The 15,507-nt window shown below is 46.6% G+C and carries 12 protein-coding genes; all 12 read left to right on the top strand.

Annotation, left to right across the window (positions count from 1 at the left end; genetic code table 11):
• Window positions 1-6: 6 nt before the first annotated feature.
• The 12 genes from FD963_RS09425 (at window position 7) to pyrC (ending at window position 15,500) form a co-directional block, all read left to right on the top strand.
• On the top strand, window positions 7-3,846 hold the full coding sequence (locus tag FD963_RS09425) for an FAD/FMN-binding oxidoreductase (protein ID WP_215362213.1): 3,840 nt from the start codon (window positions 7-9) through the stop codon (window positions 3,844-3,846).
• Window positions 3,846-4,244 (top strand): gamma-butyrobetaine hydroxylase-like domain-containing protein, encoded by a 399-nt coding sequence (locus tag FD963_RS09420; RefSeq protein WP_215362211.1) that lies wholly within the window; start codon window positions 3,846-3,848, stop codon window positions 4,242-4,244. The genes FD963_RS09425 and FD963_RS09420 overlap by 1 nt, the downstream gene beginning before the upstream one ends.
• Window positions 4,244-4,987, top strand: a complete 744-nt coding sequence (gene ubiE, locus FD963_RS09415; RefSeq protein WP_215362209.1) for a bifunctional demethylmenaquinone methyltransferase/2-methoxy-6-polyprenyl-1,4-benzoquinol methylase UbiE — start codon at window positions 4,244-4,246, stop codon at window positions 4,985-4,987. The genes FD963_RS09420 and ubiE overlap by 1 nt, the downstream gene beginning before the upstream one ends.
• A 70-nt stretch (window positions 4,988-5,057) precedes the next feature.
• Window positions 5,058-5,966: a Tim44 domain-containing protein gene (locus tag FD963_RS09410; RefSeq protein WP_215362208.1), complete on the top strand. Its 909-nt coding sequence runs from the start codon at window positions 5,058-5,060 to the stop codon at window positions 5,964-5,966.
• 53 nt (window positions 5,967-6,019) lie between these two features.
• Complete coding sequence (locus tag FD963_RS09405) at window positions 6,020-6,640, top strand: SCP2 domain-containing protein (protein WP_215362206.1); 621 nt, start codon at window positions 6,020-6,022, stop codon at window positions 6,638-6,640.
• Window positions 6,641-6,643: 3 nt separating this feature from the next.
• Window positions 6,644-8,230, top strand: coding sequence for a ubiquinone biosynthesis regulatory protein kinase UbiB (ubiB, locus tag FD963_RS09400; RefSeq protein WP_215362204.1), 1,587 nt, complete (start codon window positions 6,644-6,646; stop codon window positions 8,228-8,230).
• Window positions 8,231-8,282: 52 nt separating this feature from the next.
• On the top strand, window positions 8,283-8,936 hold the full coding sequence (locus tag FD963_RS09395; RefSeq protein ID WP_215362202.1) for a DUF502 domain-containing protein: 654 nt from the start codon (window positions 8,283-8,285) through the stop codon (window positions 8,934-8,936).
• Window positions 8,937-8,952: 16 nt separating this feature from the next.
• Window positions 8,953-10,752 carry an aspartate--tRNA ligase gene (gene aspS, locus FD963_RS09390; RefSeq protein WP_215362200.1) on the top strand — a complete coding sequence of 600 codons (1,800 nt, stop codon included), beginning with the start codon at window positions 8,953-8,955 and terminating at the stop codon, window positions 10,750-10,752.
• 21 nt (window positions 10,753-10,773) lie between these two features.
• Complete coding sequence (nudB, locus tag FD963_RS09385; protein WP_215362198.1) at window positions 10,774-11,217, top strand: dihydroneopterin triphosphate diphosphatase; 444 nt, start codon at window positions 10,774-10,776, stop codon at window positions 11,215-11,217.
• Between the two features lie 37 nt (window positions 11,218-11,254).
• Entirely contained in the window at window positions 11,255-13,078 is a 1,824-nt protein-coding gene (locus tag FD963_RS09380) for an ABC transporter ATP-binding protein/permease (RefSeq protein WP_215362197.1), read from the top strand.
• Between the two features lie 9 nt (window positions 13,079-13,087).
• Window positions 13,088-14,440 carry a glycerate kinase gene (locus FD963_RS09375; protein WP_215362195.1) on the top strand — a complete coding sequence of 451 codons (1,353 nt, stop codon included), beginning with the start codon at window positions 13,088-13,090 and terminating at the stop codon, window positions 14,438-14,440.
• A gap of 1 nt (window position 14,441) precedes the next feature.
• Window positions 14,442-15,500, top strand: coding sequence for a dihydroorotase (pyrC, locus tag FD963_RS09370; protein ID WP_215362193.1), 1,059 nt, complete (start codon window positions 14,442-14,444; stop codon window positions 15,498-15,500).
• Window positions 15,501-15,507 lie beyond the last annotated feature (7 nt).

Below are 15,507 nucleotides of genomic sequence, written 5' to 3'. Positions count from 1 at the left end.
GTCGCTATGAACGCACCATTAGCTTTGAACCAGTTGTTGGATGCTGAGGCGGGCTCCCCCCGTCTTCGCGAAATTCCCTACAACTACACCTCCTTTTCCGATCGAGAGATTGTTATTCGCTTATTGGGCGAGGAGTCATGGCGCGTTCTCAATAACTTGCGCGGCGTTCGCCGCACAGGCCGTTCCGCTCGCATGTTGTTTGAAATTCTGGGTGATATTTGGGTGGTTCAGCGCAATCCTTTTTTGCAAGATGATTTGTTGGATAGCCCCCATCGCCGTAAACAATTAATCGATGCACTCTGGCATCGCTTGGGCGAAGTCAAGAAGCGCAATAGTGGCGATTCTGCCGACCAAGTAGAAATTCTATTAAGTGCTGCTTATCGCGCAATCGAAAATTTCGAAAACGGATTTAAAGAAGTAGAAGTGATTCGTAAGCGTGCTCGTAAAGAGTTAGGCCGCCACACCGCTGCAGATAATATTTGTTTTGATGGCGTGTCTCGCGCCGCTCACGTTACGGATGCAACAGACTGGCGCGTAGAGTTTCCGTTGGTTGTTCTAAAGCCGGATTACGAATCTGAAATTCCAGGTTTAGTAAAAGCTTGTATTGAATTGGGTTTGACGATTATTCCTCGTGGAGGGGGTACTGGCTATACCGGCGGCGCTATTCCGTTGTATGCAATGTCTGCAGTAATTAACACTGAGAAGTTGCAAGATATTGGCAGTGTAAAAGCTAAAAAACTACCAGGGTTAGAGCGCGAAGTATCTACCATCTTTACTGGTGCGGGCGTTGTGACCCGTCGCGTATCTGATGCTGCAGAGCATGCTGGTCTTGTGTTTGCGGTTGATCCTACTTCTGCTGATGCAAGCTGCATTGGTGGCAATATTGCCATGAATGCTGGCGGTAAAAAGGCGGTTCTTTGGGGAACTGCTTTAGACAATCTTGCTAGCTGGCGCATGGTGGATCCGCAAGGCAACTGGTTAGATATCGAGCGCCTTGAACACAATATGGGCAAGATCCATGATGTGGCAACCGTCCGTTTTCAGCTGACTTGGTCTGATGGCAATAGCGAGCCGGGTCAGCGCATTCTGAAAACAGAATTATTAGAAGTGGAAGGTAGACGTTTCCGCAAAGAAGGTTTGGGTAAAGATGTTACTGATAAATTTTTATCAGGTTTACCTGGCGTGCAAAAAGAAGGTTGCGATGGTTTGATTACTAGCGCAACTTGGGTATTACATCGCATGCCAAAATTCATGCGTACTGTTTGCTTAGAGTTTTTTGGTCAAGCTCGTGAAGCTATTCCAAGCATTGTCGAGATCAAAGCTTACTTAGACGGCCTAAGCAAGCAAGGTGGTCCAATCTTGGCCGGTCTCGAGCACTTGGACGATCGCTATTTAAGAGCAGTGGGTTATTCAACTAAATCGAAGCGCAATAGCCTGCCGAAGATGGTGTTGATTGGCGACATTGCTGGCGATGATGAAGAGGCTGTTGCTGCAGCGACTAGTGAAGTAGTGCGTATGGCGAACTTACGTGTAGGTGAAGGCTTTGTTGCAGTCAGCGCCGAAGCTCGTAAGAAATTCTGGCTTGATCGTGCCCGCACGGCTGCGATTGCCCGTCATACCAATGCCTTCAAGATCAATGAAGACGTCGTGATTCCTTTGCCACGTATGGGCGAGTACACCGACGGCATTGATCGCATCAACATTGAGCTCTCTCTTAAGAATAAGTTACAAGTACTCGATGGTCTTGAGACTTTCTTGAAAAAGAGCGCATTGCCGCTAGGTAAAAGTGATGCTGAGTATGAGATTCCTACAGCAGAAATCTTGGGCGATCGTGTTCAACAAGCCTTAGAACTCATCGCCAAGGTACGTGGGCGTTGGGCTGAGTGGCTCATTGAGATGGACTCTTATTTCCCGCGTCTGCAGGATTACAGTTTGCGCGCTTCATGGAAAGAGGAAGTACGCTCAGAGTTGCGCATCATCTTTGGTGGTTTGGCGTTTGAGCCGATTCTGGCAGAGTTAGAGGCAATTCACAAAAACATTTTGCGTAAGCGTGTATTCGTGGCCTTGCACATGCATGCTGGCGACGGAAACGTTCACACCAATATTCCGGTGAACTCGGATGACTACGAGATGTTGCAGGATGCGCATCGCGCCGTAGATCGGATCATGAAATTAGCCCGCTCATTAGACGGCGTGATTTCTGGTGAGCATGGTATTGGCATTACTAAATTAGAGTATTTAACAGAAGCTGAACTCAAAGATTTCCGCAGCTATAAGAATCGAGTTGATCCAGAAGGTCGCTTTAATAAAGGCAAGTTGATGCCACATGCTGACCTGAGCATGGCCTACACGCCAAGCTTTGGTTTGATGGGCCATGAGTCGATCATCATGCAGCAAAGCGATATTGGTGCGATTGCCGATAGCGTAAAAGATTGTTTACGGTGCGGTAAATGTAAGCCTGTTTGCTCAACCCATGTACCACGTGCAAACTTGCTCTATAGCCCACGAGACAAAATCCTAGCAACATCACTATTGATTGAGGCCTTCCTATATGAAGAGCAAACTCGACGTGGTGTTTCGATTCGTCATTGGGAAATGTTCGATGACGTCGCGGCGCATTGCACCGTTTGTCATAAGTGCTTAACTCCATGCCCAGTCAATATCGACTTTGGTGATGTGACCATGAATATGCGTAATCTTTTGCGTAAGATGGGACAGCAGCGCTTCAATCCTGGTACAGCAGCATCCATGTTCTTCTTGAATGCCACTAGCCCAGAATCGATTAATCTCGCTCGCAAGACCATGATTGGTTGGGGTTATAAGCTACAGCGTTTGGGCAATGATGTCTTGCGTAAGTTTGCAAAACAACAAACTGCCCATCCACCCGCAACAGTAGGAAAGCCGAACGTTAAAGAACAGGTCATTTTCTTTGTAAACAAGAAGATGCCCGGCAATCTCCCTAAGAAAACAGCGCGTGCTTTGTTGGATATTGAAGATGCCAACTACGTTCCAATTATTCGTGATCCTAAGACAACTTCTGCAGATACTGAGGCAGTGTTTTACTTCCCGGGTTGTGGATCTGAGCGTTTGTTCTCTCAAGTTGGCCTAGCTACTCAAGCGATGTTGTGGAATGTAGGTGTGCAAACGGTTCTGCCACCAGGCTATCTCTGTTGCGGCTACCCGCAGCGTGGCAATGGTGACTTTGATAAAGCAGAGAAGATGATCACGGATAACCGTGTGTTATTCCATCGTGTTGCCAATACCCTTAATTACTTAGATATCAAGACCGTGGTTGTTTCTTGTGGCACTTGCTATGACCAGTTAGCAGGCTACCAGTTCGAACAGATTTTCCCTGGCTGCCGCATTATTGATATTCATGAGTTCTTGGCAGAGAAGGGCGTGAAGCTCTCTGGCGTAACGGGTGTGAAGTATATGTATCACGATCCTTGTCACTCCCCAATGAAGTTACAAGACCCTCTGAAGACGGTGAATGAGTTAATTCAGCTCGAAGATGGCAAAGCAATTGCGAAGAATGATCGTTGCTGCGGTGAATCTGGCACGTTGGCCGTCACACGTCCTGATATTTCTACTCAAGTGCGTTTCCGTAAACAGATTGAGATGGAAAAAGCTGCGACTGAATTGCGCAAAGATGATTTCACTGGCGAAGTCAAAGTGTTAACTAGCTGCCCATCATGCTTACAAGGCCTCTCACGTTTTGATGCAGATAGCGACACTACAGCCGATTACATTGTTGTTGAAATGGCTCAGAAGTTACTTGGTAAAGACTGGATGCAGGACTATGTAGCCAAGGCCAACCAAGGTGGTATTGAGAGGGTCCTCGTTTAATGATTCCAAGCAATATCGTTGTGCATCAGCAGTCCAAGGTATTGGAGCTCTCATATGAGAACAGCAATACCTATCGTTTGCCTTTTGAATTGTTAAGGGTTTTATCTCCTTCTGCTGAAGTTCAGGGCCATGGGCCAGGGCAGGAAACACTGCAGACTGGCAAGCGCGATGTTTTGATCGCCAATATTGAACCTGTTGGACACTATGCACTCAAGCCTAGTTTTTCTGATGGGCATGACTCTGGCTTGTTTACCTGGGATTACTTATTGTTTCTGTGTGAGAACCAAGAGCAATTATGGAAAGAGCATTTAGATAAATTGGCCGCTGCTGGTTTAGATCGCGATACACCGATGACTCAGTCAGGCGGTGCATCAGGCCATTCTTGTGGAAGTCACTAATGAGTAAAACGCACTTCGGGTATCAAAGTGTTGATGAAGCTGAAAAAGCCGGCAAGGTTGCCGAGGTTTTTCATTCGGTAGCTAGCAAGTATGACGTCATGAATGACTTGATGTCATTTGGGCTACATCGTGTTTGGAAAAAAGTGACGATTGCTCGCGCAAATGTGCGTCCTGGCCAAAAGATCTTGGACATTGCTGGTGGTACTGGCGATCTCGCTGCGGCTTTTGCAAAAGCCGCTGATTGGGGGCGCAATCCAGATGCTCAAGTTTGGTTAAGTGATATCAACGCTTCTATGTTGGGCGTTGGGCGTGACCGTCTATTAGATCGCGGTATGGCTTTGCCTTGCGTTCAGTTTGATGCTGAAAAAATTCCTTTTCCGAATAATCATTTTGACGTGGTGACCGTTGCTTTTGGTTTGCGTAACATGACACATAAAGAGGTCGCTTTGGGTGAAATGTGCCGTGTGATCAAACCCGGTGGTCGTGTTTTGGTATTGGAGTTCTCTAAGCCCGATGCCTTTTTGCAACCCGTATATGACACTTATTCATTTAAGGTTTTGCCTTGGTTGGGTGAGAAGATTGCGCAAGATTCAGAAAGTTATCGCTATTTAGCGGAATCTATTCGCATGCATCCTGATGCAGAAACCCTCAAAGAAATGATGCTGGGGGTTGGTTTTGATGAAGTGGAAACCCACAGGATGACTGGGGGTATCGTTGCCTTACATATTGGTATTAAATACTGATGGTTGTATAGTTTTTAAGCTCTTAAAAACTAAGGAAGTTTAGTAGTTAAAAGAAGGGGTAAATATAAAAATGAATAAACATTTTTTTAAAGCGGTTCTCTTGAGCTTTACTTTGATCATTGCAATGGTTGGTCAGGTTGATGCTGCTCGCTTAGGTGGCGGACGAAGTCTCGGTCGAGCACCAAGTGCGCCAATGCAACGTCAGGCTACTCCCGCACAAAAGCCGGTTCAGCAAGCGCAACCGACTGCTCCAGCCCCAGCTCCTCAGGCGCCTGCGCCTAGTCGTTTTGGTGGCATGGGTGGTATTTTGGGTGGCTTAGCTGCAGGCCTAGGAATTGGTTACCTCTTATCCCATTTTGGTTTGGGTGAAGCAGCCTCTTCTTTAATTACCGGTTTGCTGATCGCAATGTTGGCAGGCTTTGTCGTTATGTTTGTGATTCGTAGACTGTTGCCTGCGATGTCTGGTGCTGGTCAAAACTCAAATATGCCATCACAAGGCATGCAACGCAATAGCGTTGAGATGCCAAGACAAGAGCCTGCATTTACTCCTGCTGCAAACGCATTTGGCGGGGTGAGTGCAGAACCTGAGGTATTTCAGTCAACCCTGCCCCCTGGTTTCGATCAGCAAACATTTTTGGAAAATGCAAAACAATATTTTGTAACTTTACAAAAAGCATGGGACCAAGGTGATCTTGCATCCTTGCGTGAATTTACAACTCCCGATATGTTTGCCACGATTCAGCAAGATTTAGCTGGTAGAACTGATGGTAGCAATCAAACAGATGTCGTGACCATTAATGCTCAGCTCTTAGGGGTTGAGACGGCAGATGCCCACTATTTCTGTAGCGTTCAGTTCAGCGGCATGATTCGTGAGCAGCAGGGTGCTCCAGCGAGCGACTTCTCCGAAATCTGGAATTTGAGCAAGCCTGTGGAAGGTCCTGGTGGCTGGGTACTGGCGGGTATTTCTCAGTTAGTTTAAGCTTTAGGTACTTTCCGTTGGAAAACCCGCACTAGTGCGGGTTTTTTACACTCATGAACAGACATTTTTCGACTACCCATACGATTGCTTCTGGCGCAGCTTGCCGGGGGGTTAATCACGTATTAGGTAGTGAGCCATGGGCCACAACTGAGTTGGCTCGTCACGCCAATAAAACCATTTTGTTGCAGCTCCCCCTAGGTAATCTGTGTTTTGAGATCAAGCCAGACGGTTTATTGGCTAACTTAAAAGAGATTGAGGCACCTTCACTCACTTTGGAGGTTTCTGCCAAGGCATTGAGCGACTTGGCAGGTAGCACTGGTTCTTTGCGAGAGCAAGCTTTCAAAGCGGTCAAAATTACTGGTGATGCAGACTTAGCCCAATTATTGGGTCGTCTTGCGGGGCAGTTGCGCTGGGAGTATGAGGAAGATTTAGCTCGCCTGGTGGGAGATGCGCCTGCAAACTTTGCTGTGAGGCAGGGTAAACAGTTTGTGTCTGCCACGCGCTCTGCTGCAATGGATTTGCTGGACAATGTAGTGGAGTATGTCAGCGAAGAAAAGAAAGTGCTTTTAAATAAACGAGACTTTATGGTTCGTAAATCCGAACTAAGTGATTTGCGTGAGTCTGTAGATCGTATGGAAAAACGTATTCAACTTCTAGAGCAAAAGGTTAAATAAATCGTGCGTCGAATTGCTCGTCTCTTTTTCATTTTCTTTACCGCATGGCGTTATGGCTTATTGCCACTACTTCGCGATCTACTCAAGCCGGGCATTCGTCGCGGATTCTTAACCATGCTTTGCTGGATGTCTCCGGGCAGTCATTTGCCTAGAGGCGAGCGTATTCGATTAACGCTCGAAGCCCTGGGCCCTATTTTTGTGAAGTTTGGTCAGGTGCTTTCTACGCGCCGCGATTTATTGCCAGAAGATATTGCCAATGAGTTGGCTAAATTACAAGATCAGGTGCCACCATTCTCAAACGAAGAATCTCGTCGTTTGATTGAAGCGGATCTAGGTCAGCCAATTGAGAAAGTATTTATTAGCTTTGATGCAACGCCTGTTGCTAGTGCATCAGTTGCGCAGGTGCACTTCGGAGTCTTGCGTGGCACAGATAAGCATCCTGAATGGGAGGGTCGTTCTGTAGCTATTAAGGTCTTACGCCCCGGCATTCTTCCAGTGATTGAGGGTGATTTGGCTTTGATGTACGACTTAGCCAAAGTGATTGAAAAAAGCTCTGAAGATGGCCGTCGTTTAAAGCCGCGTGAGAACGTTTCGGAGTTTGATACCTATCTGCATGATGAGCTTGATCTCATGCGCGAAGCCGCTAATGCGAGTCAGCTACGTAGACAATTTGCGGATTCAAATAAGTTAATGATTCCGGAGATGTATTGGGATTTATGTCATACCAATGTGATTGTCATGGAAAGAATGTATGGCATCTCGATTGGTAAAACTGTAGCGCTCAGAGAGGCGGGCGTTGACTTTAAGAAATTAGCTTCGGATGGTGTAGAAATATTCTTTACTCAAGTGTTTGAGTATGGGTTCTTTCATGCGGATATGCACCCCGGCAACATCATGATTAGCTTAGAGCCAGAAACTTTTGGCCGCTTCATTTCCCTAGATTTTGGCATTGTTGGTGCGTTAAGCGAATCCGATAAAAATTATTTAGCCTTAAACTTCTTGGCATTCTTTAATCGCGATTACCGTCGCGTTGCTGAGCTACATATTGAATCGGGTTGGGTTCCGGCGAATACCCGTGTTGAAGAATTAGAAGGTGCTGTACGTTCTGTTTGCGAACCGTATTTCGATCGCCCTCTGAAGGAAATTTCCTTGGGCATCGTGCTGATGCGCTTGTTCCAAACATCACGTCGCTTTAAGGTAGAAATTCAGCCACAACTCACCTTGCTACAAAAAACCCTCCTGAATGTCGAGGGACTGGCCCGTCAGCTGGATCCTGATCTGGATCTTTGGAAAACGGCTAAGCCGATTCTGGAAAAATGGGTAAGCAAACAGTTAGGATGGCGCGGCCTCATTGATGGCATCAAGGAAGAGGCGCCAACTTGGGCCAAAATTCTGCCAACATTGCCCCGTTTGATTGCCGATAGCCTGGCGCAGGTCCGTTCCCCCATAAAAGACCAAAATGGTGAATTAGAGGTCTTAAAAGCCCTTTTGTTGCAAGAAAGACGTACACATCGCCTTTTAGCGGGTGCTTTACTCTTTGCCGGCGGGTTTTTGGCCGGAATTTTGATCATCAGCCTAGGCATTTATTAGTCTCTCGCTGATTGGCTGCTAACCCGCTAAAATAGCGGGTTAGGCAGAACACATGAAAAAATACTTTATCGCTGGCATCCTCGTTTGGGCACCATTGTCGATCACCATTTGGGTGATTGCTTGGGGCCTGGGTCTGCTCGATGGTGTTTTTGGTTCTGTAATGCACGCCATTATTGTGGTTCTCCCTGAGGATGCCGCGAGAGATTTGCAGCATTTCCGCGACCTCCCAGGTGTTGGAATACTGATTGTGATTGTGGTCATCCTTCTCACTGGATTGACCGCAATTAATTTTGCAGGACAGTGGTGGTTAAAGGTCTGGGATAAATTTGTTAATCGCATTCCGATTGTTCGCTCAATTTATTCTAGTGTTCAGCAAGTCTCATCCACTTTATTTTCTGGAAGTGGACAGGCTTTTAGCAAAGCCTTATTAATTCGCTACCCCCATGCTGATTCTTGGGTCATCGCTTTTCAAACCGGCATTCCCGCAAGAGAAGTGACCGCCAAATTGGGTGAAGATTACGTCAACGTATTTCTCCCTACAACCCCAAATCCAACCTCTGGTTTTTTCATGATCGTGCCACGTGCGCAAACGATTGAATTAGAGATGAGTGTGGAAGAGGCTCTGAAACATATTGTTTCAATGGGCTCTGTTCCCCCCAATAGTTCTAGTGGTTTAACTGCATCCCAGTTGCCACACCATTTTTGATTTATAGGAAATTGTTATGTCAATGCGAAGCCATACCTGCGGCCAGGTAACCGATTCACTGATTGGTCAAGAAGTCACTCTAGCTGGATGGGTTAATCGCCGTCGTGACCATGGAGGCGTGATTTTTATTGACTTGCGTGACCGCGAAGGTTTTGTGCAGGTTGTTTGCGATCCTGATCGCCCAGAAATGTTTGCTCTTGCTGAGCAAGTTCGTAGTGAGTTCTGTATTCAGATTAAAGGTCTTGTGCGCGCGCGTCCTGCCGGCACTGAGAATACTGATTTAGTGAGTGGAAAAGTAGAGATCCTCTGCCATAGCTTGGTAATTCTGAATGCCTCAGTAACTCCACCATTCCAAATTGATGATGAGAATTTATCTGAGACTACTCGTTTGACTCATCGTGTATTAGATTTGCGTCGCCCACAAATGCAAAAGAATTTACGTTTGCGTTACAACGTGGCGATGGAGTGCCGTCGTTATTTGGACGATGCTGGCTTTATCGATATCGAAACACCGATGTTGACTAAGAGCACCCCAGAAGGCGCACGTGATTATTTAGTGCCTTCTCGTGTACATGATGGCCAGTTCTTTGCATTGCCACAGTCTCCACAGTTATTTAAACAGTTGTTAATGGTCGCCGGCTTTGATCGTTACTACCAGATCACTAAGTGTTTCCGTGACGAAGATTTGCGCGCAGATCGTCAACCTGAATTTACTCAGATCGACTGTGAAACCGCTTTCTTAAGTGAGTTAGAAATTCGTGATTTGTTTGAAAACATGATTCGTCATATTTTCAAGAAGACCATGAATGTTGAGTTGCCTAATCCATTCCCAACCATGCCTTACTCAGAAGGTATGGCGCGTTTTGGCTCTGATAAGCCAGATTTGCGAGTGAACTTCGAATTTACCGAATTGACCGATTTAATGAAAGACGTTGATTTCAAGGTGTTCTCAGGCGCTGCGAATCAAGTGGGTGGCCGTGTAGTGGGCTTGTGCGTGCCTGGCGGGGCTGAAATTAGCCGTAGCGAAATTGATGACTACACCCAGTTCGTCAGTATCTACGGCGCCAAAGGCTTGGCTTGGATCAAGGTCAATTCTGTTGCTGAAGGCCGCAATGGCTTGCAGTCACCAATCGTAAAGAATTTGCATGATGCAGCGATCGAAGGCATTTTGAAGCGCACTGGTGCAAAAGATGGCGACATTATTTTCTTCGGCGCTGATAAAGAAAAAGTAGTTAACGATGCGATTGGTAATTTACGTCTACGTATTGGCCAGTCTGCTTGGGGTAAGGCCCACGGCCTCTTTACAGAAGGTTGGAAGCCATTGTGGGTAGTCGATTTCCCAATGTTTGACTACGATGAAGGCGAAGCACGTTGGGTTGCTTGCCATCATCCGTTTACTAGCCCTAAAGACGAGCATATGAAGTATCTGGAGTCTGATCCAGGTAAATGCTTGGCTAAAGCGTATGACATGGTGTTGAACGGTAGTGAAATAGGTGGCGGCTCTGTACGTATTCACCAAGAAGTGGTTCAAAGCCAGGTATTCCGCGCATTAAAAATTGATGCGGAAGAAGCGCAGGCGAAGTTTGGTTTCTTGTTGGATGCACTTCAGTATGGCGCGCCTCCTCACGGTGGTATCGCGTTCGGCCTAGATCGCATCGTAACGATGATGACTGGCGCAGATTCCATTCGTGATGTGATTGCCTTCCCTAAAACACAACGTGCGCAATGCTTATTAACTCAGGCTCCAAGCCCAGTAGACGAGCGTCAGTTGCGTGAGTTGCATATCCGTTTGCGTCAAGCTACCCCTGCCGCATAAAACAACTTCAGTAATACCATCTTGAAAATCCCTATTTCGGTTTTAGTAGTTATCTACAAATCGAATAGGGATGTTTTATTGATAGAGCGCGCTGATCGCCCTGGCTTTTGGCAGTCTGTCACTGGTAGTCTAGATACTCTCAATGAGGATCTGGCTTTTGCAGCCGCCCGAGAAGTTTTTGAAGAGACCGGTATTGCAGTAGATCGCCTACCCAAAGACGCATTGCAAAACATGCAGCATCACATCGAGTATGAAATCTACCCTGAGTGGCGCTTTCGCTATGCCCCAGGCGTTACCCGAAATATCGAGCACTGGTTTGCGCTAGAAGTTCCAGATAGCACTCCAATCACACTTACCCCCAGAGAGCATGTTGCATATGAGTGGCTACCTTACGAAGAGGCTGCTAAGAAATGTTTTTCTCCTAGCAATGGTGAAGCTATTTTGAAATTTTTGGCGGCGAACTAAGCCGAGTCAAATAGCCAATTAGGAATAAGATAAAGCGATGAGACATTCATCAGGACATCATCACGGTAGCGCAGATTCAAAAACACCAGGGCGCGGTGACTGGCGTGTCATTCGCGATCTTCTTCCCTATCTTGTGGAGTATCGCTTTCGGGTAATCATTGCCCTGAGCTGCCTGATTGCCGCTAAGGTAGTTAATCTGGGCATTCCGATTGTGATGAAAGAGTTAATTGACTCTTTGGATATCAAGGCAAGCTCTCCTCAAGCCCTTTTGGTTGTTCCCTTGGGAATTATTCTGGCTTATGGCTTATTAAGAATTTCCGCATCCTTGTTTACAGAGTTGCGTGAAGCTTTATTTGCCAAGGTTACCCAGAATGCAGTGCGTAAAGTCGCGCTTCAAGTCTTTGAGCATTTGCATTCACTCGCGCTGAGCTTTCATCTGGCCCGTCAGACGGGTGGCGTGAGTCGAGATATCGAGCGTGGCACCCGTGGTATTCAGTCTCTCATCTCGTACTCGCTCTACAGCATCTTGCCAACAGTAATTGAGTTTTGTTTGGTGTTGGGCTACCTTGCCTATTCATATGATATTTGGTTTGCCGCAATTACATTCATAGCCTTAGTCCTCTATATTATTTTTACGGTAATGGTTACTGAGTGGCGTACCCATTATCGTCGCACTATGAATGATATGGATTCAAAGGCTAATCAAAAGGCTATTGATTCGCTCTTGAATTTTGAAACAGTCAAGTATTTCGGTAACGAGGCCTTTGAGGCCAGACGTTACGATGAAAACTTGCTGCGCTATCAATCCGCTGCTGTTAAATCACAAAAGACCTTGGCCGTATTAAATCTTGGTCAGCAGGTCATTATTGCTACCGGCTTAATGTTGATTCTATGGCGCGCTACCGTTGGCGTTGTCAATGGCACGATGACTTTGGGCGATCTGGTGCTGGTAAATACCTTAATGATTCAACTCTATATCCCACTCAATTTCTTAGGGGTGATATATCGTGAAATTAAGCAGTCATTGACTGATATGGATCGGATGTTTTCTTTGCTGAATACCGATAAAGAGATTGCCGATTCTCCAGATGTAAGGCCGCTACAAGTTCATGACCAGGGACATGGCCCGGACGTCAGGTTTGAGCATGTCTCGTTTCACTATGATGCTAAGCGTGAAATTCTGCGTGATGTCAGCTTCAATATTCCTGCTGGAACTATTACTGCAGTAGTGGGTCAAAGTGGCGCAGGTAAAAGTACTCTCGCCAGATTACTATTCCGTTTTTATGATGTGCAGTCAGGAGAAATTCTGATCGCTGGACAGAATATTCAAGATGTGACGCAGGCTAGCTTGCGTAAAGCAATCGGCATCGTTCCGCAAGACACCGTTTTATTCAATGACACGATTGGTTACAACATTGCCTATGGCGATCCTTCTGCAACGATTGAAGAGGTCCAAGAGGCGGCTAGGGCAGCTCAAATCGATGGCTTTATTAAGCGCTTGCCAGACGGCTATGACACTCAGGTCGGCGAGAGGGGCTTAAAGCTATCTGGGGGCGAGAAACAGCGCGTGGCGATTGCACGAACGCTCCTCAAGAAACCGGCCATGTTGATTTTTGATGAGGCGACTTCAGCTTTAGATTCCAAAACAGAGCGTGCTTTTCAGGAAGAGCTACTCAGTTTGGCCAAGAACCGGACGACGCTCATTATTGCTCATCGACTATCTACCATTATTCATGCAGATCAAATTTTAGTCATGGACCGCGGTCAGATTGTGGAACGAGGAACTCACGAAGAGTTGCTTTCAGCTCAAGGAAGATACGCAGAGATGTGGCAGATGCAAGAGCGTGCCACTGTTGATTAAAATAGCCGGATGACTCAAAACAGTTCTTCACCCTCTATTTCAGCAAGTAAAGAAGCAATTCTTAAAAATGCTTTTGCTGCTGCGGTGGCAGTTGCTGATCCACAAGTCATTGTTCCCCAGTACTTAGCAAAGATATTTTCAGTCGGGCAAGAGCCCAAGGGCAGATGTTTGGTAGTGGGTGCAGGTAAGGCTAGCGCTTCGATGGCTAGTGCATTGGAAGCTTATGCCAAATCTCATTGGCCACAGGTGAAGTTAGAGGGCGTTGTACTGACGCGTTATGGTCACAACTCACCAACTTCCTTCATTAAGATCGTAGAAGCTGGCCATCCAGTGCCCGATCAGGCTGGCATGGGTGGAGCTAAAGAGGTCTTAGCGCTAACAAATACCCTGAAGCAGGGTGATGTATTAATTGCCTTGGTATCTGGCGGTGGATCAAGCCTTCTTACCCTGCCGCAGGAAGGTATCTCGATTGATGACATGCGCAAGACCACGGAAGCACTTTTGCGTAGTGGCGCACCTATCGAAGAAATGAATGTGGTGCGTAAACATTTATCTGCAATCTTGGGTGGCAATTTAGCTAGAGTAGCTATTGCCCGTGGCGCACGAGTAGAGGCCTTGCTAATTTCTGATGTCACGGGTGATTCGCCAGCGGATATTGCTAGCGGCCCATGTGCTGCAGACTATTCAACGTATTTAGATGCGCTCAATATTTTGCAAAAATATGATTTGGATGATTCGGTTATTCCTGGATCAGTATTGAATCATCTTAAGCAAGGTTTGGCTGGTGAAAAGCCGGAGACCCTGAAAAATTCTGATTTAATTTCTGCTCAAGTGGCCAACCATGTGATTGCTACAGCGTATAAAAGTTTAGAGGCTGCTGCAGACTATGTGCGCACTCAAGGTTATGAGCCTATTGTTCTAGGCGATACGATAACTGGTGAGGCGCAAGATATTGGTATCAAGCAGGCTGCCTTGGCGCGTGACCAAATCGCAAAGGGAATTGATAAGCCCATAGCTTTGATTTCTGGTGGCGAGTGCACCGTTACTATTCCAGTTGGAGTTAAAGGCCGTGGTGGTCGTTGCAGTGAATACCTGCTTTCACTCTTGGCTGCTAGTGCTGATTTGCCAAAAATAGCTGCTTTAGCCGCTGATACCGATGGTATTGATGGCAGCGAGAAGAATGCTGGAGCCTGGTTTGATGGCACTGTTCGTCAATCTAGCCATACGGCAAGTCTGGTTCCAAAGAAATTCTTATCAGCACATGATTGCTATGGCTTCTTTGCACAATTAGGCGCTTTAGTGGAAACTGGACCTACACTTACCAATGTGAATGATTTCCGCATCATCTTGCTCGATAAATAATATGCCTAATAGCCCCACACAAATTCAACTGATTCAGCCAGATGATTGGCATTTACACATTCGTGATGGTGAAGTGATGAAAGATGTGTTGGCAGACACTGCGCGTCAATTTGCACGTGCGATCATCATGCCCAATCTCAAGCCACCAGTAACTACTGTGGATTTAGCTAAAGCCTATCAAGCTCGCATTGAATCGAATTTAAAGTCTCTGGGGGTTAGTGACTTCACGCCTTTAATGACTTTGTATCTCACTGACAATACTTCTGCAGACGAAGTTCGTAAGGCCAAGACTGCAGGCATCGTAGCATTTAAGCTATACCCTGCAGGCGCAACGACGAATAGTGATGCTGGTGTCAGTGATCTCAAACATTGTCATGCGGCATTAGAAGCGATGCAAGCTGTTGGTATGCCGCTCTTAGTGCATGGTGAAGTAACTGGCACTGAAATTGACATCTTTGATCGTGAAGCGGTCTTTATTGACACGGTGTTAGAGCCTCTTCGCAAACACTTTCCTGAGCTCAAGATTGTGTTTGAGCACATCACTACTAAGCAGGCGGCCCACTATGTGCGTGATGCGGCGACGGGTGGAAAGAATACGATTGCTGCCACGATTACTCCGCAGCATCTGCTCATGAATCGCAATGCTATTTTTGCTGGCGGCATTCGTCCTCACAATTATTGTTTGCCTGTGCTCAAGCGTGAAGAACATCGCGTTGCTTTATTGGAAGTTGCAACCAGTGGAAATGCTCGCTTCTTCTTAGGTACCGATAGCGCTCCTCATGCCAAAGGCGCCAAGGAGGCTGCCTGTGGTTGTGCGGGTTGTTACAGCGCCTTTAATGCTTTAGGTTTATATGCCGAGGCATTTGAGAGTGTTGGTAAGTTAAATCAGTTAGAAGGCTTTGCGAGTTTCTTTGGCCCAGACTTCTACTCATTGCCACGCAATAGCAAAAAAATTACTCTGGTAAAGCAAGCGCAAAGTATTCCTGCTGAATTGCCATTGGGTGATGCCACTATCGTTCCGCTGCGTGCTGGCGAAATCATCGCCTGGTCACTCGCTTAAAAAGCAC

Source organism: Polynucleobacter sp. JS-JIR-II-50 (assembly GCF_018687895.1).
Lineage (GTDB): Bacteria > Pseudomonadota > Gammaproteobacteria > Burkholderiales > Burkholderiaceae > Polynucleobacter.
Note: the sequence above shows the minus strand (reverse complement) of the source record. Positions and strands in the feature narration are given on the sequence as shown.